This window comes from Streptomyces sp. NPDC127197, from assembly GCF_042672405.1.
GTDB lineage: Bacteria > Actinomycetota > Actinomycetes > Streptomycetales > Streptomycetaceae > Streptomyces > Streptomyces flavusporus.
Genome location: NZ_JBHXVG010000042.1, coordinates 14,100 through 36,512 on the forward strand (window position 1 = coordinate 14,100; position 22,413 = coordinate 36,512).

21 protein-coding genes and 5 pseudogenes are annotated in these 22,413 nt (G+C 69.6%); 10 read left to right on the top strand and 16 right to left on the bottom strand.

Features of this window, described 5'->3' with window-relative positions; all coding sequences use genetic code 11:
• Positions 1 to 55 precede the first annotated feature (55 nt).
• The 3 genes and pseudogenes from ACFVJQ_RS38025 to ACFVJQ_RS38035 all read right to left on the bottom strand — a co-directional run.
• Positions 56 to 1,270, bottom strand: coding sequence for an ROK family protein (locus tag ACFVJQ_RS38025; RefSeq protein ID WP_385517937.1), 1,215 nt, complete (start codon positions 1,268 to 1,270; stop codon positions 56 to 58).
• A gap of 159 nt (positions 1,271 to 1,429) precedes the next feature.
• Positions 1,430 to 2,267, bottom strand: a pseudogene (locus ACFVJQ_RS38030) (hypothetical protein).
• A gap of 197 nt (positions 2,268 to 2,464) precedes the next feature.
• Positions 2,465 to 2,806 (bottom strand): annotated as a pseudogene (locus ACFVJQ_RS38035) (HNH endonuclease); the annotation flags it as partial.
• Positions 2,807 to 2,915: 109 nt separating this feature from the next.
• Here ACFVJQ_RS38035 and ACFVJQ_RS38040 point away from each other — a divergent pair.
• Positions 2,916 to 3,137, top strand: a pseudogene (locus ACFVJQ_RS38040) (Tn3 family transposase); the annotation flags it as partial.
• Here ACFVJQ_RS38040 and ACFVJQ_RS38045 read toward each other — a convergent pair.
• A pseudogene (locus ACFVJQ_RS38045) lies at positions 3,062 to 4,514 on the bottom strand (NF041680 family putative transposase). The pseudogenes ACFVJQ_RS38040 and ACFVJQ_RS38045 sit on opposite strands and share 76 nt — an antisense overlap.
• 123 nt (positions 4,515 to 4,637) lie before the next feature.
• Complete coding sequence (locus tag ACFVJQ_RS38050) at positions 4,638 to 5,750, bottom strand: ABC transporter substrate-binding protein (protein ID WP_385790285.1); 1,113 nt, start codon at positions 5,748 to 5,750, stop codon at positions 4,638 to 4,640.
• A gap of 484 nt (positions 5,751 to 6,234) precedes the next feature.
• Between ACFVJQ_RS38050 and ACFVJQ_RS38055 the strand changes: the two genes are divergently transcribed.
• Positions 6,235 to 7,419, top strand: coding sequence for a serine/threonine-protein kinase (locus tag ACFVJQ_RS38055; protein WP_385790287.1), 1,185 nt, complete (start codon positions 6,235 to 6,237; stop codon positions 7,417 to 7,419).
• A 70-nt stretch (positions 7,420 to 7,489) separates the two neighbouring features.
• On the opposite strand, the gene ACFVJQ_RS38060 is transcribed toward ACFVJQ_RS38055, so the two are convergent.
• From ACFVJQ_RS38060 to ACFVJQ_RS38070, 3 genes and pseudogenes are all read right to left on the bottom strand, one after another.
• Complete coding sequence (locus tag ACFVJQ_RS38060; protein WP_385790348.1) at positions 7,490 to 7,630, bottom strand: DUF6009 family protein; 141 nt, start codon at positions 7,628 to 7,630, stop codon at positions 7,490 to 7,492.
• Positions 7,600 to 7,863 (bottom strand): annotated as a pseudogene (locus ACFVJQ_RS38065) (DUF6009 family protein); the annotation flags it as partial. The gene ACFVJQ_RS38060 and the pseudogene ACFVJQ_RS38065, both read right to left, overlap by 31 nt.
• An 84-nt stretch (positions 7,864 to 7,947) precedes the next feature.
• Positions 7,948 to 8,820: a hypothetical protein gene (locus tag ACFVJQ_RS38070; protein ID WP_385790289.1), complete on the bottom strand. Its 873-nt coding sequence runs from the start codon at positions 8,818 to 8,820 to the stop codon at positions 7,948 to 7,950.
• A gap of 89 nt (positions 8,821 to 8,909) precedes the next feature.
• On the opposite strand from ACFVJQ_RS38070, the gene ACFVJQ_RS38075 reads away from it, so the two are divergent.
• Positions 8,910 to 10,151 (top strand): MFS transporter, encoded by a 1,242-nt coding sequence (locus ACFVJQ_RS38075; RefSeq protein ID WP_385790291.1) that lies wholly within the window; start codon positions 8,910 to 8,912, stop codon positions 10,149 to 10,151.
• Positions 10,152 to 10,217: 66 nt separating this feature from the next.
• Here ACFVJQ_RS38075 and ACFVJQ_RS38080 read toward each other — a convergent pair whose 3' ends face one another.
• From ACFVJQ_RS38080 to ACFVJQ_RS38100, 5 genes are all read right to left on the bottom strand, one after another.
• Positions 10,218 to 10,646 carry a hypothetical protein gene (locus tag ACFVJQ_RS38080; RefSeq protein ID WP_385790292.1) on the bottom strand — a complete coding sequence of 143 codons (429 nt, stop codon included), beginning with the start codon at positions 10,644 to 10,646 and terminating at the stop codon, positions 10,218 to 10,220.
• Positions 10,647 to 10,672: 26 nt separating this feature from the next.
• The gene (locus ACFVJQ_RS38085; protein ID WP_385790294.1) at positions 10,673 to 11,365 is read right to left on the bottom strand and encodes a phytanoyl-CoA dioxygenase family protein; all 693 of its coding nucleotides are present in this window, start codon (positions 11,363 to 11,365) and stop codon (positions 10,673 to 10,675) included.
• 152 nt (positions 11,366 to 11,517) lie between these two features.
• The gene (locus ACFVJQ_RS38090) at positions 11,518 to 12,189 is read right to left on the bottom strand and encodes a hypothetical protein (protein ID WP_385790296.1); all 672 of its coding nucleotides are present in this window, start codon (positions 12,187 to 12,189) and stop codon (positions 11,518 to 11,520) included.
• Positions 12,190 to 12,262: 73 nt separating this feature from the next.
• A complete protein-coding gene (locus tag ACFVJQ_RS38095) occupies positions 12,263 to 12,649 on the bottom strand; it encodes a DUF6415 family natural product biosynthesis protein (RefSeq protein WP_385790298.1) in 387 nt (128 codons plus the stop codon).
• Positions 12,650 to 12,671: 22 nt separating this feature from the next.
• Positions 12,672 to 13,169, bottom strand: coding sequence for an ATP-binding protein (locus ACFVJQ_RS38100; protein ID WP_385790300.1), 498 nt, complete (start codon positions 13,167 to 13,169; stop codon positions 12,672 to 12,674).
• Positions 13,170 to 13,408: 239 nt separating this feature from the next.
• On the opposite strand from ACFVJQ_RS38100, the gene ACFVJQ_RS38105 reads away from it, so the two are divergent.
• The 3 genes from ACFVJQ_RS38105 to ACFVJQ_RS38115 are packed head-to-tail and all read left to right on the top strand — an operon-like array spanning position 13,409 to position 15,553.
• A complete protein-coding gene (locus ACFVJQ_RS38105) occupies positions 13,409 to 14,755 on the top strand; it encodes a hypothetical protein (RefSeq protein ID WP_385790302.1) in 1,347 nt (448 codons plus the stop codon).
• Between the two features lie 10 nt (positions 14,756 to 14,765).
• A complete protein-coding gene (locus ACFVJQ_RS38110) occupies positions 14,766 to 15,320 on the top strand; it encodes a GNAT family N-acetyltransferase (RefSeq protein ID WP_385790304.1) in 555 nt (184 codons plus the stop codon).
• On the top strand, positions 15,299 to 15,553 hold the full coding sequence (locus ACFVJQ_RS38115) for a gamma-glutamylcyclotransferase family protein (RefSeq protein WP_385790306.1): 255 nt from the start codon (positions 15,299 to 15,301) through the stop codon (positions 15,551 to 15,553). Before ACFVJQ_RS38110 ends, ACFVJQ_RS38115 begins: the two co-directional genes overlap by 22 nt.
• On the opposite strand, the gene ACFVJQ_RS38120 is transcribed toward ACFVJQ_RS38115, so the two are convergent.
• Together ACFVJQ_RS38120 and ACFVJQ_RS38125 are read right to left on the bottom strand one after the other, a co-directional pair.
• Positions 15,550 to 15,948 carry a type IV toxin-antitoxin system AbiEi family antitoxin domain-containing protein gene (locus ACFVJQ_RS38120; RefSeq protein WP_385790308.1) on the bottom strand — a complete coding sequence of 133 codons (399 nt, stop codon included), beginning with the start codon at positions 15,946 to 15,948 and terminating at the stop codon, positions 15,550 to 15,552. The genes ACFVJQ_RS38115 and ACFVJQ_RS38120 overlap by 4 nt on opposite strands.
• On the bottom strand, positions 15,945 to 16,799 hold the full coding sequence (locus ACFVJQ_RS38125; RefSeq protein ID WP_385790310.1) for an IS5 family transposase: 855 nt from the start codon (positions 16,797 to 16,799) through the stop codon (positions 15,945 to 15,947). The genes ACFVJQ_RS38120 and ACFVJQ_RS38125 overlap by 4 nt, the downstream gene beginning before the upstream one ends.
• Before the next feature lie 774 nt (positions 16,800 to 17,573).
• Between ACFVJQ_RS38125 and ACFVJQ_RS38130 the strand changes: the two genes are divergently transcribed.
• Positions 17,574 to 18,038 (top strand): hypothetical protein, encoded by a 465-nt coding sequence (locus tag ACFVJQ_RS38130; protein ID WP_385790312.1) that lies wholly within the window; start codon positions 17,574 to 17,576, stop codon positions 18,036 to 18,038.
• An 80-nt stretch (positions 18,039 to 18,118) separates the two neighbouring features.
• Here the strand turns inward: ACFVJQ_RS38130 and ACFVJQ_RS38135 are convergent, their stop codons facing one another.
• On the bottom strand, positions 18,119 to 18,304 hold the full coding sequence (locus ACFVJQ_RS38135) for a hypothetical protein (protein ID WP_385790314.1): 186 nt from the start codon (positions 18,302 to 18,304) through the stop codon (positions 18,119 to 18,121).
• A gap of 180 nt (positions 18,305 to 18,484) precedes the next feature.
• Between ACFVJQ_RS38135 and ACFVJQ_RS38140 the strand changes: the two genes are divergently transcribed.
• From ACFVJQ_RS38140 to ACFVJQ_RS38150, 3 genes are all read left to right on the top strand, one after another.
• A complete protein-coding gene (locus ACFVJQ_RS38140) occupies positions 18,485 to 19,003 on the top strand; it encodes a hypothetical protein (protein WP_385790316.1) in 519 nt (172 codons plus the stop codon).
• Positions 19,004 to 19,088: 85 nt separating this feature from the next.
• A complete protein-coding gene (locus tag ACFVJQ_RS38145; RefSeq protein WP_385790318.1) occupies positions 19,089 to 20,792 on the top strand; it encodes an ABC transporter permease subunit in 1,704 nt (567 codons plus the stop codon).
• Positions 20,793 to 21,035: 243 nt separating this feature from the next.
• Positions 21,036 to 22,244: an ROK family protein gene (locus ACFVJQ_RS38150; protein WP_385790320.1), complete on the top strand. Its 1,209-nt coding sequence runs from the start codon at positions 21,036 to 21,038 to the stop codon at positions 22,242 to 22,244.
• The last annotated feature ends 169 nt before the right edge of the window (positions 22,245 to 22,413 follow it).

The window sequence follows — 22,413 nt, forward strand, 5'->3', positions numbered from 1 at the left end:
GCGCGACCAGCCACGGACGGCCGGCAGTTTTCAGACGGCCTTTCAGACGGCCTTCTCAGCGGAGCGTCAACGTGTCGAAGACTTCGTCACGAGTAGCGGCGAGCGCGCTCTCCAACGCCCCGCGCAGCGCAGGGCGTTCAAGCACGGCACCGAGAACCAGCCGAGGCCGGGAAGCTGCCAGCTCCCCCAACTCGGCCTGGACCAACCCCCGAAGCGGCTCACCGCCGGAGGTCAGCGCGGCACCGCTGAGGACGATGAGTTCGGGATCGAGTACGGACACCAGCGCGGCCAGACCGGTCGCGAGCCCGGTCGCGTATGTTGCCAGAAGTTGTCGGTGTGCGCCGGAGCCGATGTCGGCGGCCCGCGCGACCAACGCCGCCGCGACCTCAGCGTACGGCCCGTCGGGGATGTCGGAGATGCCCAACTCGCGGGCCAGCCGGGGGATGACCTGGGACCCGGCGAGCTCCTGGAAGCCGCCGCTGTTGGCCTTGGTCACCTGCCGAACCAGCGGAGCGCCCGGTACCGGCAGGAAGCCGACCTCTCCCGCACCCCCGGTGAACCCCCGGTGCAGCCGTCCGCCCAGGACGACGGCGGCGCCGAGGCCGCCCTCGTTCCACAGCAGGACGAAGTCGTCGTGGCCCCTGGCCGCGCCCAGCCGTTGTTCGGCGAGGGCGACGAGGTTGACGTCGTTCTCGTACTCCACCGGCATCGGCAGCGCGGCGGCGAGTTCGTCGAGGAGGGTCGGGGAGTGCCAGCCGGGGAGGTGGGAGGCGTACCGCAGCCGCCCGGTGCCCGGGTCGAAGGCGCCGGGGGTGCCGATGACGAGGCGGCGCACGTCGGACCGTACGAGCCCGGCTGCCTTGACCGCGCCGTCGAGCGCGGTGGTGACCTGCCGTACGACGGGCTCGGCCGGTCGGCGTCCGGGGGTGGGGACGGCGTACTCGCCCACCGTGCGGCCGGTGATGTCGGCGACGGCGGCGAGGACGCGTTCGGGAGTGACGTCGAGGCCGGCGGCGTACGCGGCGGTCGGATCGACCGCGTACAGCTGGGCGTTGGGCCCGGGGCGGCCCTCGCCGACGCCGGTTCCGCCGGTGCCCGTGGCGACCACGAGCCCGGCGGCCTCCAGCCGGGCCAGCAGTTGTGAGGCGGTCGGCTTCGACAGGCCGGTGAGCTTGCCGAGCCGGGTGCGGGAGAGAGGTCCGTGCTCCAGCAGCAGATCGAGCGCGGCACGGTCGTTCATGGCGCGCAGCATGCGAGGGGTTCCTGCCATGGGTACGCCACTCCCCAACTGTTAGGAAACTTTCCTATCGGATGTCGATGGCAGGAAACGTAGGACTAGACCAGTCGTGCGTCAATATCCGGCCACGAAAAAGCCCCCGGGCAACGGAGTCGTTACCCGGGGGCGGTGCGCGCCACGAAGGCGGTGGTGTTACTTCACGTCGACGTAATCGGCGGCCGAGGTCTTCGCCGCGGTGGGGGACGTACCCGCGAACTTGTAGCGGTACGAGCCGTCCTTCGACGCCTTCACGGTGGTGGCCAGGGCTCCGCCCGTGCCGGAGGTGACCGTCTTGACGTCGGTGTAGGCGGTGGCGCCCTTGGCCTTGAACTGGAGGGGTGACCGTCTGGCCCTGGTAGCCGGTGAAGGTGCCCTTGGCCCAGTCGGCGCGGGTGAGCTTGCCCTTGACGGTCAGGGTCCTGCCCTTGACGACCGGCTCCGGCGTCGCGTTGGTACCGAGCCCCGCCTTGCGCTGCAGCTTGGCCGTGCCGAGGTTGACCCACGCGTCGACGCCGGTCTCGAAGCTGATGTGGCCGTCGGAGTCGTCCATGTCCGTGTACGAGCGGACGTAGACGGCGGCGGCCTTCCAGGTGGTGGCGTCCGCGGCGCTGAAGAGCTGCTCGCGCGGGTCGACGGTGAGTGTCGTCCCGCACGACTCGGTGACCGTGGTCTCCGTCGTCGCGGTGGTGGTGCAGGTCGGCGCCTTCGAGGAGCTCTCCAGGGCGTTCGCGCTGTCGGTGAGCGAGCCGCGGTACAGGACGACGCCCAGGAAGTTGTTCTTGTAGTCGATGACGAGGTCCGACGGGCGGGTGAAGCTGTAGGTGACCGGCACGGTCACGCTCGTGTTGGTGCCGACCACGATCGGCTTGCCGTTGTTCACCGTGATGGCACCGAAGGCCAGGTCCGGCGCGTCGGCGAGCGCGGTGGGCGCGGCCAGGCCGGTGAGAGCCAGAGCGCCGGACACGACGGCGCCTATGGCGAGCTTTCGCATGAATCCCCACATTCGAGGCGAACCCCTGGGCGTTGGGCTCCAGAACAAGGATTCGCTGTTGGGGGCGACACTAGGCGATCACGCATGTGTGGGGAACGCGGGGTGCCTGTGAAGACGGTAACGAATGCGCAGGTCAAGCGGACCTGCCTGGCCGGACGCCCCGGCGGGGACGTCCGGCCATGCAAAAGCCCGGATCGTCAGGCGGAGATGCCGTCGATCCGGGCCAAGGCGTCGTCCGCGCCGTACGGCTGCAGGTATGGCAGCCAGCGCGGGTCCCTATGGCCCGTGCCGATGATGCGCCAGGCCAGGCCGGTGGGCGGGGCGGGTTTGTGGCGGAGCCGCCAGCCGATCTCGAAGAGATGGCGGTCGGCCTTGACGTGGTTGCAGCGACGGCAGGACGCCACCACGTTGTCCCACACGTGCTTGCCCCCGCGACTGCGTGGGATGACGTGGTCGACGCTGGTTGCGACGCCACCGCAGTACATGCACCGGCCCCCGTCACGGGCGAACAGCGCCCGACGGGTCAGAGGAACGGGCCCCGTAGGGAACGAAGAAATGGAAGAGGGGTACGGCGGCTATGCCCGGTTTCGCCATCGGCAGGACCACACGTACCAGGGCGCGAAGTTCGCTGCACCCAACGCCGCCCAGGCGCAGGTTCCCATCGTCAAGTTCTGGAACGACAGGTTGCTCGCTTCCGTCGATAGCCTGCGCTTCGTCGTTTCCGTCCGCACGATCAATTCTGCCCCCCTGCCCAAGTACTTCGCGTTGAGCAGGGCATTGCCTAAGCTTGATCTTTATCCTCGCTGCTGTTTCAGACGGACGTGTTCGGTGAGGGTTTCGACTCGTTTCACGGTCTTCCCAGGCTCGTGACGTGGGGCTGGCCTGCGGTTCTTCGAGCCGGGTGGGCGTCCGGGCCCAGGCCGGGAGGGTTGGGGCACGCCGGCGGGACGGGCGGTCTTCACGCGGAGGTGGCGGAACCCCGGGCGGACCCGGGCGGGGGTGAGCCGACGGGGCTCGGCGGGCCGTTCCCAGGGGCGACGGAGGTCCTCGGCCAGGGGGCGGGCGAGGCGGAGTTGGGTGTGGGCGGTGATGATCAGCCACGTCCACAGGTCGGCAGTGTGCGGATCGCGGACCTTGGGGACGGTCCAGCCCAGGGTCTGCTTGAACAGCCGGAAGGTATGTTCAAGATCGAACCTGCGGAGGAACGCCTGCCAGCGCAGGTCGACGTCCGCGTTGGTCATCCCGGTGTGCGAGGACCACAGCCAGACCGGTTTCGGGTCACGGTCGCCGGGCAGGTGATCGACCCTCAGCCGGATCAACGTGCCGTGGATCAGAGGGAGTTCACCGCAGTGGTCGAGCCAGGGGCCACGGGCCTGCAGACGGGGGTGCATCCGGTCCCAGGCAAGGGCTTCGGCCGTGCCATAGCGGGTGGTGTCGCACCTCGTGGCCTGGTCAGGGGTGTGCCAGGACTCCGGCTTCGCGAAGGTCAGGACGCCACCGTGCTTGCGGGGCTGTCCGCCGCGCGGGGTGGAGCGGCGCGGTCCGGCATCCCGGATGCATGACCCGGTCCGAGCGCAGCCGACCGACCAGCTCGACGGGCAGATCGGCCAGTACGTAGGCGAGGCGGGTGACGTCGTAGCCGGTGTCCATCACGACAAGGATGTCCGCGTCGCCCGGCCGCCACTGCCCAGCGCGCACAAGCCGGGTGACCACCTCGCGCAGCTGGGTGGCGGTCACCGCGGTGGCATCGTCGCACGGCCCCAGCCGGATCGCGTCCAGCACGGCCGTCCAGGACGTACGCCCCGTCTCCAGCGCGGCGACGAAGGAGTAGGGCCAGCCGGGGATGAACTGATCCGCGCTGCGGCCCCGCCCGTAGACATGGCAGAACAGCAGGCCAGGGCTGGTGGGGGCGTCGGGACGCAGCCAGTTGCTCACATCCACCGCGAGCACGATCCGCCCGTCGGCGGCACGCGGCAGCGGCGTGGAGGCAAGCAGCCTGCGCAGCCGGCGCGGCTCCAGCCAGCCGTGATTGACCGCGTCGTACATCGCCCCGTGCCCGCGCCGGTGCTCGGCCGTGAGCGTCAACTCGACCAGCGACGTCACCGGGCCGTCCGAGCACAGCACCGCGTCGGTGAGCTCGAAGAGCGCATCCGCTCGGGCGTAGAGGCAGTCGTAGAACTGGACACGAAAGTGGGACAGGATGCCCAGCGCGGTGTCAGCGGACTGTTCAGGAGCGAGACTCTTCACCAGCGGCCGTTCCTTCACGCGACGTTGCTCGACACCTCGAAGCGTGAAGAACGGCCGCCCTGCTGTCCCGGGAACGAACCAAGATCAGCGGGTCAGGTGAACGGCCGAGGTTAAACACCAAGCTCAGCTGGCGTGAAGGATCCGAAAGCGATCGGGGTCCGCCGGATCGCGATCCACGACTTGGACCGGCGGCCAAGCCCATTGCCACATGCTGATGCCATGCGTGCGGGAGAACCGGATCTGTCCGCGGGTGCCTTCGACGGCAACGCGCGACCAGGAATCTGCAATGCGCGCCCGGTCCGCACCGTGAGAACGCAGCACATCGGCGAGGACGGCGACCGTGTCGTAGCCCTCGAAAGCGACGAAGGAGGGCGCTTCGCCCAGCCGCTCGCGGAGGGCCGTCTCGACTCGTACACCGAGTGCGCTCAGGCGCTCGGGCAGGTAGCGCAAGAACGGGATCGCGGCGCCGTCGCCGCCCAACAACGTCGCCCATTCGGCGAACTCCGGTTGCCCGGCCGGAGCACCAATCATGATCTCGGCGAGGCGCTGGTCGCGGCGGACAGACTTGACGATCGACACCACCAGCTCCGGGTGCCCGACCAACAGAAGGAGGGCTGTCGCGCCATTGTCGACGAGTTCGTCGCACACGGCCGTGGGGGCGAGCACGCCCATGTCCAGTTCGACGACAGTGCCGCCGCGTGGAGCGAGGTAGTCCCGCAGAATGCTGGCCCCAGATGCCCAGTAGCCACTCGACTGGGCTGCTACGGCGATTCGTCCATGACCCACGCGGAGGAGGAAGTCCGCGTAGATCTGCCAGCCGTGGGACTGCGCCGGGGCAAGGCGCGCGACCCATTCCGTCGGCTGTTCGGTGAGCGCGTCGAGAACCGCTGACGAGCAGAGGAACGGCAGACCGAGCGCGTCAGCCCTGGCTGCAGCGGCGCGAGCGACGACGCTGTGATACTCCCCCGCCAAGGCAGCCACGCCCAGGCGAGCCAATTCATCCACGGCCGCCGCGGCCCTCTGTGGATCAGCCGCGGTGTCTCGGACCACCAGCTTGAGTGGTCTTCCGACGATCCCGCCGGCGTCATTGACTTCGCGAACCGCCAACTCGAGTCCAGCGAGCAAGTGTTGGCCCGCCTCGACCCAGCCTGGCCGAGTCAGCGGAACGAGAGCGCCGATCTGGACGGATGACCTGTCAGTCCGCTCCGCTCCAGGTGGCGATGGTGGCGTATTCATGCGTTGGCGTCTCCCGTGTGACGATTCGGTCGCAGATTGCCCGGATCGCAGAGTGGCAAGGCCCAGTAGTACGCGTTCATCTCATCTCGCCGTGGCGGGCGCGCACCTGGGCAACCATGCCGGACATTGCATCCCCATTTGTTCGCTGAGCTGCCCGGTGCACCAGCGCCATATCGAGGCGGTCCGGGTCCGTGGAGAGCTCATATCCGTCGCCCCTGCCGCTGTGATCATGGAGCGGCAGCGTAGCCACACAGCTTGGAAAATCCAAGTGACTATCCGAAGTTGAAGCCTTCAACATCCCCCGGACGTACGCGAGACCCGACAACCCCGGCACTCCAGCTCGCACCTGCCCTTCTGCGGGCTGGACGTATCTCTGTACCGCGCCGGACGGTGGAGGGGCCAGCCGATCAGCGCAAGGGTTGGAAGAGATGGACTTGCAGGTGCCGCGTGTGGGCCGGTGGGGCGTCAGGGCCATACTTGGCGCATGCATCACATCGGGGGGTACGCCGTCGAGCGCAGGCTCGGCGAGGGCGGCATGGGGATGGTTTACCTGGCGCGTACGCGCGGCGGGCGCGCTGTCGCGTTGAAGGTCGCCAAGCCGGAGCTTGCGGCGGACCCCGTCTTCCGTGAGCGCTTCCGCGCGGAGGTGGCAGCGGCGCGCACGGTGGGCGGCTTCCATACGGCGCCGGTAGTGGATGCCGACGTCGAAGGCGACCCGCCGTGGCTGGCGACGGCCTACATCCCCGGCCCCACCCTTGCCGAACAGCTCGCCACCGAGGGGCCCATGGACGAGCCGCGCCTGCGCGCTCTCGCCGCAGCACTCGCCGAGGCCGTGGCGTCCATCCACGCCTGCGGTCTCGTCCACCGCGACCTCAAGCCGGGCAACATCATCATGGCCGCCGACGGCCCGCGCGTCCTCGACTTCGGCATTGCCCGGGCGCTGGAGTCATCGCGGTTGACCGCCACAGGCACAGCCTTCGGCACCCCCGGCTTTCTCTCCCCCGAGCAGGCCCTGGGCCAGGACGTGACCGGGGCCAGCGATGTGTTCGCGCTCGGCGCCGTGCTGGTCGCCGCAGCTGGGGGTAGTGCGTGGGGAGAGGGAACGTCCATGGCCCTGATGTACCGATCGGTCCACGAACCCCCCGACCTCTCCGCCGTACCCGCAGGCCTGCGCGAAGTGGTGGCCGCCTGCCTGCACAAGGACCCTGCGGCCCGTCCGACACCCAGCGCGCTGCTGGACCTGGTGACAGCGCCGCAGCACGGCATGCCTGCCGGGTACACGCCGACACTCGCGGTCCCATCACGGCCCGTGTCTCCCCCGCCGGCCCCGGCACCGCCGCCCGCGATCACACCGCAGTTCCTGCCCGGTGCGAATACCCTGCCCGCCGAACAGCAGCTGGGCCTCATCATCAGCGACCGAACGGCAAGCCTGACCGCGGACAGCGCAGGCATCACGCTCCAAGTCGACGGCACCGAGGTGGATTTCGACTGGCCCGAGATCGCCGCCCTCACCTACGTTCCCTCACGCTGGGGCAATCGGCTCACCGTGACCATCCGGCTGCACGACGGCACCTCCTACCCGTGCGAGCTCAACGCCCGACGCGCAGCCCAGCGCGACGAGTGGATCGACCGACTGAACGACCTCGTCACCTCGCGCCTTGGACACTGAGCACGCCAACGCGGCATCGCCGCTCGAACCGGCTCAACTCGTCGACCGCGCTGAAGGAAAGGGCCTGAGATCACAGCGGCAGTGTTATGCCCAGCTGCTGCATGGCGGTCGACGGCGGGCCGCCTTCGGAGCGTTCGGTCTCGTAGCCCTTGACCCGGGGTTGGAGGGTGCGGGGGTCGACGGCCTCGGCGGGGGCGCTTTTGGCGTACAGGCCGTCGGCTGGCTATCGCGATCGTGGGGCAGGAGCCAGAAGACGCGGCGGCGGAAGGTGCCGGAGGCGCGGGACGGCTTGGCGGTGGGGCCGAGGATCGCGTAGCCGACCATGCGGCCGTCGCAGTGGTAGGCGGGGCGGCCCTTGCGGGCGGGCAGCCGGTCCAGGCTCTGGCGGACGTAGTCGAGCTGGCCGATGTCCTCCAGCCACACGAACTCTGTCGCGGTCGTCACCGTTCCTCCGGATCACTGCGGGGGTTGACGCGAGGGCTCAACCCCTTCACTGCCGGGACGGCGGCGGTCGTGTTCTGTTACATCTCACCGGTTACGGCTCTCACGCGTGGCGTCGCCGAGCAGGGCGGCCAGCTCGGCCGCGGTCGGCCTGCTAGGAGCGGGGGCGGTGAGCACCCCGCTGAGGATTTCCTGAACTTCGAGCCACACTCGATGGCTTCGCAGAGGGATCGGGCGCGTGCCGATGATCTGCCGTAGCACCGCGGGGGTCAGCCTGGCGGGATTGATGCCGATCGCGTTGTAGTCGAGAGGCCAGGCGCCGGTAATCGCCCACCACAGGCCCGCGGCGAGTGTGTAGACCTCCGCAGTGCGTGTGGGGGCCACTGGCCGCTGACCGCCGTGGATGGTCAGCGCCATTTCGGGAGCGAGGAGGTGTGGCGGGCCGCCCCTGAAGATGTGTGACGGTGGCAGCTTGTGGGGGTGCCAGGCCCATGAGCAGTCGATGAGGTGTACGCCGTCGGGCGTGTGGATCGCATGGTGCGGCTGGAGATCGCAGTGCACCCAGTCGATCGCGTGCAGCCGGGCGACCGCCTCGCACCACTCGACCGCAGTCTGTAGCGCCTGCCGGCGATTCCCTTCCCCGTCACGGACGCTGCGGAGCGCCTCCCACGTCGACGGGCCCTCGTACCAGGGGGTGAGCATCCATGCCTCTCCATCCAAGCGGCCGTGCGCCAGCAGCGCGCCGCCGCAGTCAATGGCGGTGAGCACGGCCGTCTCACGGGCAGTGATGACCGTGCCCTCGGGTCCAGCCCCTACTTTCAAGGCCGCCGAACGTCGTGGTCCGGTGACTTGCCAGACGGCGGATCCGCGCCGGTCGCTGATGAGCTTCAGTTTCGGATCTTCGCCGCACAGCTCCTCTGCAGCCGCCCGCGCCTCAGCGGGCAGCGTTTCGGTCTTCATGCAACATCCGTCCTTTCGTCTGCCATAAGGTGTGTGGCGTCCCGGTGGCACCAGTGCCGGGACTTCGTCTTTTCAGGGCGGGAGTGATCTTGGGATACGTCCGTCTGCTGCGCCGCCGCCGTGTGCTGGCCCTGTGGGGGGCGCAGGCCCTGTCGGTGTTCGGTGACCGCCTGTACGCCATGGCGATCATGTGGATCGCGTGGGAGCAGTCCGGGGCCGCGGCCATGGGACTCGTAGCCGTCGCGGAATCCGTCCCGTACATCGTGATGGGCACCGTCGGCCGCCGGGTCATGGACCGCTTCGCCTCCCTGCGGGCACTTGCCGGCGTCGATGCCGCCCGCGTCGTGCTGGTCGCGGCGCTGCCGTTCGCATGGGAGGCGTTCGGTACTCCCGGCATGCTGGCGCTGGCGGCAGCGCTCGGCCTGGCCGGTGCCGTCTTCGACCCCAACCTAGGCGCCCTGGTGCCCGACCTCGTCCGTCCCGGCGAGGTGCAGGCCGTCAACGGGCTCATGGACCTGACCGGGCGCATCGCCCGGGTGGCCGGTCCCGGAGCGGCTGGGGCGCTACTCGTTGTCATCCCGCAAGCCGCGCTGTTCCTCCTCGACGCGGCCACCTTCGCCGTGTCGGCCGTAGTGCTGGCAGCGTTGGGCCGCCGTACCGCGCGAGCCTCGACAGCCGACGCGCAGCCCGTACAGGACGCCGTACGGCTGCGCGCCCGCTCGCTGCTGCGCACCCACCCCGCCACGGCTGCGGCGATCGCCGTGCACGGGGCCGGGATCTTCGCCCAGGCCGTGGCTCTGGCCATGCCCGCGCTGCTCGCCCACCGGCTCGGCGCGGGCGCGGGCGCATACGGCCTTGTCCTCGCAACGACCGGGGCGGGTGCTCTGGCCGGGAACCTGGTGGCGGGCAACGTGCGGCTACCGAACCGGCTTCCCGTGGCGTATTGCGCGCTGTGGGCGGTGTCCGGGCTGTTCCTGGCGGTCACCGGCTCGGCCGGGAACCTGCTGGTCCTCCTGGCGATTTCGGGGGCCTCCGGTGCCGTAGCGCCGTTCCTGGGCGTCACGCTGCAGACCCACCTCGCGGCGTTTCCACCCGCTGCACGACGCCGGCTCATGTCCGTCGATGTGACGGTGATCCGGGCCGCTGGAACGGCGTCCATGCTCGTGGTGCCGGCCGTCGCCGCGGCCTCCCCAGCGGTCGGGTTCTGGGCTGGTGGCCTGGCCACCATCGCGGTGTCCGTCGTGGGGGCAGTGACCGCATGGTGGTGGACGCGGGACAGGGCGAGTGTTGTGCCGGTCACGGAAATGGCTCCGCAACTCTCGCGCGAGTAGGTATCCCTGCTGGAAGGGGGGCGGCCGGGCCGATGCGCCCGGCCGCTGTCGGATCACGAGGTCAGATCACGCGGCGACGCGCGCCCAGTGCTCGACGGTGATGTTCTCCAGCGGGATGCCGAGCTGCTGGTAGATCCGCTGGTGCATGGCGCCGAACCAGGCGTTTCGGCGGTCGTCGAAAAACGCCTGGTCGTACCAGGCGACGCCCAGGATCACGGTGCCGCCCCCGTTGGGGTTGCCCTGCTCGGCCTCGAAGTACGTGGCCTGCCAGTCCCAGAGCATCAGCTCTTCCGGCCGCTCACGCAGCCGCCTGTCGGACTCCTCCAGTGCGTCGATGCAGCGGCGGACGGTGGCCTCGTCCGGGCAGTAGTACATGCACTCGCTGCGGGCGATCGGCTTCTTGTCGCCGCGCCGGCTGGCATCGGTGTCCTCGCCGTTGAGCACGCGGACACGCGTGGGCGCACCCTGGTCCAGGAACTCCTTGACGATCGTCACGTGTTGCTCCTCTCGGATGGATGGGGCTACCAGCCCGTGCCCGTGATGGGGGCCAGACTGGGGCTTGAGCCGTCGCGCATCGAGACTGCACCGGGCGCGACGAAGCGGATGTTGAGGCCGATGCGGGCACCGGTCCCCAAGTTGGAGTGCGAGCTGTGCACGAGTCGGGTGTCCATGAGCACGCCGTTCCCAGAGCGCACCGGGACCGGGACCTCATTGACGACTCCGTCGATGCGGACACTGAGGCCGCGACCGCGTGCGGCACCGTTGGCTGGCTCGGTCTCGTACGGGCGGTAGCCGACGCGCTGGGACCCGGGCAGGACACGGAGACACCCGGTCTTCTCGTCGGCGTCGGTGAGCGCGAGCCAGGCCGCGACCGAGCGCTGAGGGTCCAGCTCCAACCGGTCGTTGGTGCCGTCCTGGTGCCACGGCACCTCGAAGTCCTGGCTCGGCCACTTGATGACGAGAAAGGAGTTCTCCACGGCCACGCCGGGACCGATCAGCTCCTGCACCGCGGCGACGAGTCGCGGGGCCCGAACGAGCGTCTGGGCCCACTCCTCCATGAGGTGGGGATTGGCCACCACCTCTTGCAACGTGCCGCGGTGGGCGACGATGAGTTCGGTCGCTCGGGCGTTGGCCTTGGCAGGGGTCGTCCAGTGACTCAACACCTTGTAGCCGTCTGGTCCCAGTAATCCGTCAGTACCGCTCTCGTCGACCATCAGCGACGTTCCTTTTCGTCAGTGAGGTTGTTGGGAGGTCCCGGCGCGGGGAGGCCTGATCCGTGGGGGAACAGTTCGGGCGGTGTCCCCGCGCCGGGGGTCTGGCCTGCCCGATGGCCGCGGCCGGATCCTCCGGGCCATCGGGCAGCGGTCTATGTGCCGCGCACGGTCAGTTCCTGCAGCAGCTCCTCCATGTCGAGGACGCGGAAGGAGCTGAGTCGGCGGACGAGCTGCGAGGCGAGCAGGGTGGAGACGTTCGGGTGTCCGAAGGGCAAAGCGTGGTCGGGCTGCGCGACGACGTGCACTTCGTTCCGTGCGTTGAGGCCGTAGATGGTGCCGTGCACGCCGTACAGGGGTGCACTCTGTGCCAGAAAGACCATCGGGTTCTTCTCCAGGTGCGGGCAGAGCGCAGCAGCGGCGCGGGCGTGCTTGACGCACACCGGAGGCTGGTTGGTGTAGATCGTGGTCTGTGTGGGGTCCTCGTCCTTCGGCCCGGCGAGGAAGATGAAGCCCAAGGGCGTACGGGATGGTTCCACGCAGACCTGGCAGCGCATGGCCTGCATCGTCAGCATCTGCCGGTAGGGGTGCATGAACTTCCACTGCGGCGCGCCAGTCGGCATGCCGTGTTCATCCATCGGGTTGAAGCCGCATCGCGCCCACAGCACCCCCCGCAGCGGCCGGTCCCTGCCCTTGGCGTCCTCATCCGCGTAGTAGAGCCTGGGACCGGATGCATGCCGGACGATGATGAGGTTGTCCGGCGCGGCGTCCTCCCCCTCCCGCTGGGTGATGAAAGGGATCAGGCGCGGCTCAGTCGTGGTGCGCACGGAACAGTTCTTCTCTCTCGACGGTATGAACGGGCTATAGGGCGGGAGCGGGCGACAGATCACGTCTCCTCCTTCAGGCTCTGGTTCTCCACCAGGGCTCAAGCAGCTCATTGACGGTCCACGCCATCCGGCGGACGTGCCCCACGGCTTGCTGGTGCTCGCCGGGCAGCTCCTCGGACCAAATAGCGCGGGCCCGTACGACGAGTTCGGCGACCCGCTCGTCTCGCTCAACCACCTTTTCGACGTCGGCAAGGTTCACGAGCCGCATCAGGTGGCCGCGGAGCCGTAACGCGCTTTCGTCGGTCTCGTCCTCGTCCGGCGTGTAGTTGTCGAGCACGGCCGCGACGTCGTCGAGTAAGGCGCCGTCGACGTATGGCTGCCACTTCTGGACCTTCTCCAGGACCCACCGCAGCCGCTCCGGCCCAAGGGCACGTCGGCCGCCCGTACGGGGTGGTCCCACCGCCGGATCTCCGCCTGGGTGGTCACGGCCGGTCCTCCGCCGGCGCGGCGAGGCTGCACCAGGTCTCTGCGCCGTTGTCGTTGGTGCCCCACGTGCCGCCGTGCTCCGCGACTAGGGCCTCGACCAGGGCAAGGCCACGCCCAGATTCGGCGTCCTCGTTGGCGGCCTGGCGCGTGGCTCCGCCCGGCATGCCGTCGGTGACAGTGACGCGCAGGAAGCCGTCTCGGACGCTGAGGCTCAGGGTGATCTCCTTGGTACCGCTGTGCAGTACCGCGTTCGTGAGCAACTCGGAGACGATGACCATCACTTCGTCGATCAGCGCGCCCAGCCCGCAGTACCTGAGCTTGGCTGCAGCGATCCGGCGCATGGCCCCTACTCGGTTTGCGTCCTGGGGCCGGAGCGGATCGTCACCGAGGCGGGGGGCGACTTCGATCCGCTCTCTCATCACTTCCCCGTCACGGCGGATAACCGCGCGAGGCGTCCGTACAGCTGTCGTCGCTCCGGCAACTCTGGGGGGCATGGGGGGGAACTCCCTGATCCACGAATGTGCACGTCCGGGCACTCTCAGCGAGGGCTGTTACGAGCGTTGCAACGGTGTGCAGACGGCTCTACCCCCAGACCGCCCTCGGGGTTTGGTGCAAAGTTGACGGGCCTTCCTCGGCTCTTCCTCGGACTTACCTCGATCCACTAAGTACCGTCTGCATGGGGCAAGTTGATGAGGACAGCGCTCTAACGTCGTGGCAGTGACGTGCTAGGCGGATGGAATGGGAGGCGCCCGTGTTGTTCTTCCGGCACGCCCTCGAAGCACGCGGTATCAGGACCCCCGAGGACTTCCTTCCGCAGTACAGGAGGGCAGCCGAGCGGCTCCGCCTGGAGAACGTGGACCCGGCTCCGAAGACCATCGAGGGATGGATCTACGAAGGCCGGAAACCACAACGTGTCTTCCGACCAACCATCGTCGAGATGCTGGGCTACAGCATCGATGACCTGTGGACTGAGGTACCCGAGGGCTCCACGCCGAACTTCGTTCCGCTGACAAGCGCGTCACCGACTGCACCCCATGCCGACGCCGGCGTGGACCTGAACGAGATGAAAAGGACGGGTGCGATGGCCGTGCAACGCGCGAAGGAGTTCCTCCTGGACAAAGACCGAGAGAGGGTGGGCGCCGACACGCTCGGCCTCCTCGACGACGAGGTGACCCGCTTGGTCGCCGCGTACCCGCGTGAGCCGCTGTCGGCCATTTGGGACGACCTGCTCGAGACCCAGGACCAGGTGTTCCGTCTCCTCGACGGCCGCAGGGTCCGACCGTCACAGCTGCGCGACCTGAACTTCAAGGCCGCCGTGCTGTCCTTCCTCGTAGCCAAGGGCTTCAACGACATGGAAGTCCCGCACCACGCGATGACGATGACCCGGGTCGCCGCGTCCTGCGCCAAGGACGCCGAGCACCCCGGTCTCATCGCACTCACCGACGGCCTCAAGTCGCTGATCGCCTACTGGGCGGACAGGCCCGGGGACGCCTACCACTACGCCAGCCAGGGAGCCGAGACCGCCGCTGGCCTTCGCGGCACCGTCGGACTGTGGTTGCTCGGCCTCCAGGCCCGTGCCGCTGCAATACTGGGCGACGAGGAAACGGTACGCGCCGCCAACCAGCAGGCCGCCGACCGGCGAGAGCGAGTCATCGCCGACGACCTGGACCAGCTCGGTGGCCTGTTCACTTACGCCCCTGAGAAACAGCTCTACTACGCGGTGGAAGCCGAGGCACTTCTCGGCCACGGCGACGAGCAGCTCGCCGCGCAGGCAGAACAAGCCGTCCAGGGTTTCAGCGACCCCAACGCCCCGAACTGGGCCTTCGGCGACCTCGCAGGATCGCAATGCGACCTCGCCCTCATTCGTCTCTTCAGCGGAGACGTAGACGGCACCGCAGAAGCCATCCGCCCCGTCCTGGACCTGCCGGTCACCCACAGGAACAACGGCATCGTCGTCTCAGCGCTCCGCGTCCGCCAGGCGCTGATGAACAGCCACGCGCGCACTGCCCTCGCAGCCCAAGACCTCCGCGCGGAGATCGAAGCCTTCCCGGCGAGTCGGCCGGCGCTGCCCCGCGGGTAGAGTCCGAAGCATGTACCCGGTCAAGCGCACCAGCCCGCGCCTCGAGCTGCGTGAACTCACCATCGAGGACGTCGACGCAGTGCTCGCCATCTACGGCAGCCCCGAGGCCACGGAGCATCTGTCCTTCGAGCCGCGCACTCGCGAGCAGGTCGGCGAGATCGTGGCCCGGTCCGTCACCTTGGCCACGGCGGAGCCCCGCATCGAGTACGCGCTCGCCGTCGTCGAGCGGGACACGAACGATCTGATCGGGTTCGGCCGACTCGCCATGGATCCGCACCAGCAGCGCGCGGCCACGTTCGGCTTCGCGCTGCGCCCGGACGCCTGGGGCGTCGGCTACGGAGTCGAGACCGTGCGCCTCCTGCTGGGCTTTGGGTTCGAGGAGCTCAGCCTGCACCGCGTCTGGGGCGCACGCTCCCCGCTCAACGAGGCGTCGGCGAAGACGATGACAGCGGCGGGCATGGTCGAGGAAGGCACCATCCGTGCCCACATCTGGAAGGCCGGCCGATGGCGTGACTCAGTTGTGCACGCGATGCTCGAGGACGAATGGAGAGCAGTGTGCCGGTGACCTCTAACCACCGGCGGCGGCTTCAGCAAGGCCCCGACGTGCTGTTCTGCTACGGCACGCTCCAGTTCGATGCCGTCCTCGAGGCCTTGCTGGGGCGGATACCTGAGCGGACTTCGGCGGAAGCGCCGGGTTGGCGCGCGGCTGCACTCGAGGGCCGGGTCTACCCAGGCCTCGTCCAAGCGGTCGGCGGCTCGGCGGCCGGCGTACTAATGACCGACCTCAGAGGGCGTTAAGTCCGTTTCTGGTATTCGCCGCGTCCGGGCTGTTCGAGGAGTCCTTGGCGGACGAGTCGTCCCAAGCGGGAGCGGGTGACGTTGATCGAGGGCTCGTCGGTGGGCAGGCCGAGGAGCTCGTGCAGATCGCGGACGCGGAACACCTTCTGGGGGTGCTCGTTGAACGCGGTCACGATGCGCTGGTAGACGGTGGCGCTCTCGGCGGGGGCCGGTTCGCGGTCGGGCGGGGCAAGGCCGTCGATGACCTTGCGGGTCGCGGCCAGTTCGAGCATGCGGGCCTCGGTCTCGGCGAGGGCGGTGGTGAACTGCTCGATCTGTTCGCGTAGTTGGTCGGCGCGGGCGGCGATCTCGTCGTGCTCGGTCTGCAGAAGCCGCAGGAGTTCGGTGACGTTCACGCGGCCAGCTCCATCTCGTCTCGCCAGGCGGGGCTGGGGATGGTGAGGCGGCGGAGCATGCCGGCAGTGGAGGCCCAGTAGATGCGGGAGGCGGCGTTGTCGGGCCGGTGGTCGTAGTCGCGGGCGAGGCGCCTGTGCAGCATGAGGGTGCCGTTGACCTGCTCGACGACCCACCGTTTCGGCTGCGGGACGAAGCCTTTGCCCGCATCGCCGGGGTTGCGCCGGACCACCTCGACGGTGATGTCGTTCACCGCCCCGTGGATGATCACGGCGTCCTTGAAGCCCTGGTCGACCAGGGCCTTCTCCAGGCGCATCCCGCACTTCTCGGCTGCCTGGTCGAGCAGGGCGATGCCGGCCTCGTTGTCGTGCGCGCTCGCGGGCAGGACCACCACGCCGATGATCAGGCCCAGCACGTCGACGGCGAGTCCCCGCTTCCTGCCTGGCGTCTTCTTGTTCGCGTCCAGTCCCGTCGTCGTCTTCGGTACCCCGGCCGCGGCGCGGACGGACTGGGTGTCGATGATCACGAGGGACGGGTCCTCTAAGCGTCTGGCCCGCTCGCGTACCTGGCAGCGCAGGATCTCCTGGATCCGCTGGTCGAGACCGTCCTCGCGCCACAGGGTGAAGTAGCAGAACACCGCGGACCAGGCCGGGAAGTCGTGCGGCAACAGCCGCCACTGGCAGCCCGTCCGGTTCTGGTACAGCAGCGCGTTCACGGCCTCCCGCAGATCGCACGAGCCCGGGTCTCCGGTCGCCGACCGCGCCACCCGCTCCTGCTTCCACGCGGTGACCAGCGGCTCGATCAACACCCACTGCTCGTCGGCCAAGTCCGTTGCGTACGGCATCCGTTCCATGCCCGCGACCCCATCATGCACACGACAGGGCACGAGAACGGAACCGCCCCATCAGCCACGAACGGGCGACGCCACACCATCAGGAACGGGACTTAACGTCCTCTTAGTGGGCGTTTAGGTATGTTTAGTATAGATACGCCACCTTAGCGGTCGGCGACTTTCGGGATACTTTGCTCCGATAGGAGTGCATTTGCTTTCTCCGAGGTGATGGTCGGAGCGCCCGTTTAGTTCATACATGCCGCTCGAATTCCGTCTGGTTTAGCAATGGGGCGGAAGCTCCCGACTGGTAGAGAACTTCCAGGCATTTCAGGCCTTGCGCGTTGGCGATAAATGCGGCAAAGCATGTTGAAACGGTCAGCGCGAATCAACATCAAACGCCCACTTAGGCGGGTAGTCGGGCCGCGGCTTGACGCCCTCGGGCTCAACGCTCGGTGTGTCCATGACGGGCCCCTCCCGGTCCAGAAGTCCAGTGTAGGACGGGAGTTGTGCCCGGCGGCAGCATCGGCTTCGTGGACAGGCGACCGGCCGGAGTGAGGTTCTCGTCGGCCGTGCTCCGAGCAAAGGCCACAGGTAACGGTCACCACGAACACTGCGCGCGTCGCCGGCCGACGAGGACGTCGTCGGCCAGAACTCCGCCGAGCTGCACACAGCACCGGGGCACGGGAGTGACGGGACGGAAAACTGCTGGTCGCGGGAATGCGAAGCGGCTCACACTTGTCATGATCACCAACTGGTCCTGTATCTCAGAGGGGGAGCTTGCTCATGCTCTTGCCCATGGCCACCACGCCCGGTGACGTCGCGGCCAGCCGGGCCGCGCAGCGCACCGCGGACGCGCTGCGTGAACACCGTCGCCGCGCCTGCGAGCGCCTGCATCTGCTGCATCTGCTGCACACCGGCCGGCTCTCGCTGCGCGACGCCCTCGCCCAGGCCCGGGCCAGCGACGTCACCGGGACCCTGCCCGTGGGCCGGGTGATCGCCGCGCTGCCCGGCACCGACACGGCGCGCGCGGCAGATCCTGGCGCAGGCGGGCTTCCCGGCCTCCCGACGGATACAGGATCTCGACCCCGACGAGTACCGCACGCTCTGCCGCGTCCAGCCTGCCAGCCGGGCGGCGTGACGGCCGTCGGCGCACACCCGGACAACGGTCGTGGGGCAGGGGCGGCGTCCCCATGTCCCCATGCCGGGCACTGCTCGGCGTGGACCGTGGCCATCACGCCACGGACGACTCCGCCGGTGTGACGGCATACCGTCGTGACGGCAACAGCGCGATGACCAGGGTCGGGGCGGTCGCCATGTACGTCACCGGTCCGCTCCGTACGTCAACGCGATGACGTACGGCTCCACGCAGGGCACTGTTCCGCGTGGATGGTGGTGATCAGCGCCGTGCCACCGAGCCAGCCGCGGACCTGCTCCACCGCGCAGCAGTCGTACGTGCGCTCCAAGGCCCGAACCTCGACCTGCTCGGGCAGCTCCGGCGTCCGCGGATCGGCCGGGGCCTGCTCCATCCGGAACTGCCGGCGCCTTCGCACCCTCGCCACGATCAACCCCGCCTCTTCCGTATCGTCGGTGCGCCATCGTACGGAGCCGTCCGGGCGTGATCCGGGTTTTGCCCGCTTCCGGCACGGCGCCTTCCCCGGAAGTGCTGCACTGGAACAGCCCGGTCCTCAACCCCCAGGGAGAACGCCGTGCCGCCCGCCTTTGCCGAACTGCCCGCCCCCGACGAGGAGTTCGCCGGCCGCCTCCTCGATGCGGTCGAGGAGGGGCAGGTGATGACGGTCACCGCCGACGTACCGGAGGCAGCCGGGCGGGCCGTGACGGCCGTGCTCGACGAGCGGGGCCGCCTGGCAGGCGCCGTACGAGTGGCGGTGCGGGAGCCCGGCAACCGCACCGCGGTCATCGACGCCCTGTACGCGGCCCTTCTTCCCGGCCGGCACGGCAGGCGTCCCCGACTGCTGTCCGAGGCCGAGCGCGCCATCGACGCGCAGCTCGTCCGCCGCTCCCGCGTGATCCTCGTCGCCGAAGACGCGCACCAGCTGCGCAGCGACGGCCTGCGCTGCCTGCACGGCACCTGGCGCGCCGCCGAACAGCACGGCCGTCCCCTCCCCCTGATCCTCACCGGAACCACCCGCCTCACCGCTGTGCTCGATCGACCCGCCCTCGACGGCCTGCACATCTACGCTCGCCACCACCTCCACCACGGCTGAACTGGTCGGCAGGGGCACGACGACGTCCAGGACGACGGGCAGCACCGCGACCGCCGCCCCGTCCACGCGGAGGTGGGCGTCCGGGGTGGACCCGGCGCTGAGCGTGCTGCGCGCGCGGTCCTCCGACGCCGAGGCAACCGCGTCCCAGCTGGCCGCCGTGCGGGAGCAACTGGGCCTCCAGGACGGCCCGTTCGTGCATCTGGCGCGCTGGCTGGGCGGGCTGCCGTCCGGGGACGCGGGCGTGTCGTGGGTGTCGGGGGAACCGGTGCTTGCGCAGGTGACAGCCGCGTTCGCGGTGTCGCTGACGCTGATGCTCGGCGCCTTCGTCGTGACCGTCCTCGTAGCCGCGCTGATCAGCGCCCGCACCGTACGTCTCGGGGCCCGGCGGCAGCTGCACCGGGCGCGGTCCGGTTCGGTGGCCGTCGCCCTCGCGGCGCTGCCCAAGTTCCTGCTCGCCGCGCTGCTCGCGCTGGTCGGCGGTGTGTGGCTGGGCTGGTTCCCCTCCCAGGGGTGGAGCGGGCCCGCCTCGATGGTGCTGCCCTCGCTGGCGCTCGGCATCCCCTCCGGCGCGATGATCGGCGGCCTGCTCAACCAGGCACTGCCCGCCGCCTTCGCCGAACCCTGGGCCCGTACCTGGCACGCCCACGGCTACGCACCCGCCAAGGTCGCCCGCACCGCGGTGCGCCGCGCCCTCGCCGGGGTCCTGCCTCAGCTGCTGCCCACCGTGGTCGCCCTGGTCGGCGGGGCCGTCGCGGTCGAGCAGATCTTCAACATCCCTGGCCTCGGGCGGCTCTCCCTGGACGCCGCGATCGCCCAGGACCTGCCGCCCTTGCAGACCGCGACCCTCGCCCTCGCCCTTCTCGGTGTCGTCGCCGGACTCCTTCTCCAGGGTCTGCGCCACCTGCTGCTCGGCCCTGCCCTGCGCGCCGGCGGCCTGCCCGCCCTGCACACCCCGCCGCTGCCGCAGGGGCGCGCCACCCGCTTCCTCACCGTCGGCTGCGCCCTCGCGCTGGCCGCCCTGATCGTCGCCGGCCTGCTGCGCGATCCGCTGACCGTGGACACCGCCGGCCGGCTCTTGCCCCCGTCCGTCGCGCACCCGCTGGGCACCGACGCGCTCGGCCGCGACCTTCTGGCCCGGCTCGGCCACGGCGCCCTGCGTACCGTTTCCATCTCGCTGGCCGTCACCGCCGTCTGTGTCGTGGCAGGTCTGCTGCTCGGCGCGGTGCCCCGGGCCACCGCCGGTCTCACCGAGGTGACCTCCACCCTCCCGGCCGTCCTGGCCGGCATGCTCACCACCGCCGTCACCGGCCCCTCCGCGTGGGGCTCCGCGCTCGCCGTCTGCCTGGTCGGCTGGACCCCGTACGCCGCCCAGACCGCTGCCCTGATCGAGCAGGAACGCGCCTCCGGCCACTTCCTGGCCTCCCGCTCCCTGGGCGCTGGCCCCCGCCACCTCCTCACCTGGCACTACCTCCCCGCCGTCCTGCCCGCCCTCGCCCTCAGCGCCCTCCTCCGCCTGCCCACCACCATCCTGGTCCTGGCCTCCCTCGGCTTCCTCGGCCTCGGCGAGCAGCCGCCGACCCCGGAATGGGGCCGCCTGCTCTCGGAGAACCAGCCCTACGTGGAACTGGCGCCGTGGGCCGTGGCGGGTCCGGCCGTGGCGTTGGTGCTCCTCGCGGTGGCGGCGGTCGGGGCCGTGGGAACGGGGCGCGGCGGGCGCGCCTGGATCCCGGCACGAGGCCGCAGGTCGCGGCGCGGAACCGGTTCGGCGAGTGGCCTCACCACCGAGTAGGAGGCCCGTCGCACCGAACGTTGACATGGCGTCGACCGAACAGGAGGGGCATCTTGAGCCACTGACACTTTCACAACGAAAGAGTCGAGGCGGAAGCTCCTCGAAGTCACCCCACCTTCTAGGGCCTGCTCGCAAAATTCAGGCAATCATGCTTCCGCCATGGAAGTAATCGCGGTTGCGTGGAATGCTGACCCCTGCTAGCCGAGCACCTGCCGCGCATGCCGACCCTGGGGAGGGCCACCCGTGGACGCCACCACCGCTCCGTCGACCCGCGCGGTCGCCCTGGAAGTGCTGCTGAGCGGCCCCCTGCCCCGCAGCGAGATCGCCCGTCGCCTCGACATGTCGGCCGGCAGCCTCACCCGGTTGGCCAAGCCGCTGGTCGACAGCGGTCTACTCGTGGAGGTGGACACCAACGGTGGCCCCGAGTCCGGGACCCTGCGCCGGACTCGGCCGCTCGACGTCAACCCCACCGCCCACCACTTCATCGGCGCCAAGGTGACCGGCGACGACGTCCACGCCGTCCTCACCACGATGCGCGCCGAGGTGGTGGCCTCCAGCCGCAGACCTCTGACCGGCCGGGACCCCGCCTCCGTCGTGGCGACCGTCAACGAGCTGACGCAGGAGCTCACCCCCAGGCATGCGCAGGTGAGTGGACTGGGGGTGAGTCTCGGAGGGCGAGTCGTCGACCATACGACGGTGACCGACGCGCCGTTTCTGCGATGGACCACAGGCGTTCCCCTCGGGGGCCTCCTCCAGGACGCGTTCGACGGTTGCGTCACCGTCGACAACGACCTTCTGGCGCTCACCCGGGCCGAGCACTGGTTCGGCGCGGCACGCGGTCATGACCGTTTCGCGGTCGTCGCCATCGGCGCGGGCATCGGCTACGGCCTGGTCATGCACGACGCCGTCGTCGACATCCCTGACGTCGGTGCCGGGCTGCTCGGGCACCACCCCCTCGACCCGATGGGCCCGCTCTGCCCGCGGGGGCACCGAGGCTGCGCCACGGCGATGCTCTCCGTCGCCTCCATCCGCTCCGCCGTCTCCGTAGGACTGCGCCGTCCGGTGACCTACGACGAGTGCCTCGACCTCGCAGCCGGCGGCGAACCCGTCGCCACGGCCGTGGTCACCGCCTCCGGTCGCGCCCTCGGCCGCCTGCTGGCCGCGGTCGCCAACTTCGCGCTGGTACAGAAGATCGTGGTCACCGGCGAAGCCGTGCGTCTGGCGGAAGCCGCCCGTCCCGCCATGGACGAGGGCATCCGGGCCGACCGCGTCCCGGATGCCGCCCCTGTCGACGTGGACGTCCGCCACAACAACTTCGCCCACTGGGCCCGTGGCGCGGCGGCCACCGTCATCCAGAGCTACGTCCTGGGCCACGCCCCGACACCGGCGCGACGCCCACGGACAGCAGCGGCCGGCCCCGGAGCAGGCGCCGCCAGGGTCGCTTCAGGCTGAGTGAAGTCGTCGGGTGCGCCATCACGCGCACTCCGACTCTCGCGCCACCTTCCGCGCAGGCACACTCATGCCACAATTCCATGCTTTGTCGAAGCGCTTCGATACGGCCTAATCCGACGAGGCGCCGCTTTTGATGCCGCCAAATAGAAACCCAGCCCGCGCGCATCTC

What these genes read in the sequence shown, in the direction of transcription:
- ACFVJQ_RS38115 (WP_385790306.1), top strand. Translation starts at nt 15,299, where the DNA reads ATGGAGAGCAGTGTGCCGGTGACCTCTAACCACCGGCGGCGGCTTCAG.
- ACFVJQ_RS38125 (WP_385790310.1), bottom strand. Translation starts at nt 16,799, where the DNA reads ATGGAACGGATGCCGTACGCAACGGACTTGGCCGACGAGCAGTGGGTG.
- ACFVJQ_RS38100 (WP_385790300.1), bottom strand. Translation starts at nt 13,169, where the DNA reads ATGCCCCCCAGAGTTGCCGGAGCGACGACAGCTGTACGGACGCCTCGC.
- ACFVJQ_RS38135 (WP_385790314.1), bottom strand. Translation starts at nt 18,304, where the DNA reads ATGGAGCAGGCCCCGGCCGATCCGCGGACGCCGGAGCTGCCCGAGCAG.
- ACFVJQ_RS38050 (WP_385790285.1), bottom strand. Translation starts at nt 5,750, where the DNA reads ATGAATACGCCACCATCGCCACCTGGAGCGGAGCGGACTGACAGGTCA.
- ACFVJQ_RS38130 (WP_385790312.1), top strand. Translation starts at nt 17,574, where the DNA reads ATGGCCACCACGCCCGGTGACGTCGCGGCCAGCCGGGCCGCGCAGCGC.
- ACFVJQ_RS38085 (WP_385790294.1), bottom strand. Translation starts at nt 11,365, where the DNA reads ATGGTCGACGAGAGCGGTACTGACGGATTACTGGGACCAGACGGCTAC.
- ACFVJQ_RS38070 (WP_385790289.1), bottom strand. Translation starts at nt 8,820, where the DNA reads ATGAAGACCGAAACGCTGCCCGCTGAGGCGCGGGCGGCTGCAGAGGAG.
- ACFVJQ_RS38055 (WP_385790287.1), top strand. Translation starts at nt 6,235, where the DNA reads ATGCATCACATCGGGGGGTACGCCGTCGAGCGCAGGCTCGGCGAGGGC.
- ACFVJQ_RS38110 (WP_385790304.1), top strand. Translation starts at nt 14,766, where the DNA reads ATGTACCCGGTCAAGCGCACCAGCCCGCGCCTCGAGCTGCGTGAACTC.
- ACFVJQ_RS38105 (WP_385790302.1), top strand. Translation starts at nt 13,409, where the DNA reads ATGGAATGGGAGGCGCCCGTGTTGTTCTTCCGGCACGCCCTCGAAGCA.
- ACFVJQ_RS38025 (WP_385517937.1), bottom strand. Translation starts at nt 1,270, where the DNA reads ATGGCAGGAACCCCTCGCATGCTGCGCGCCATGAACGACCGTGCCGCG.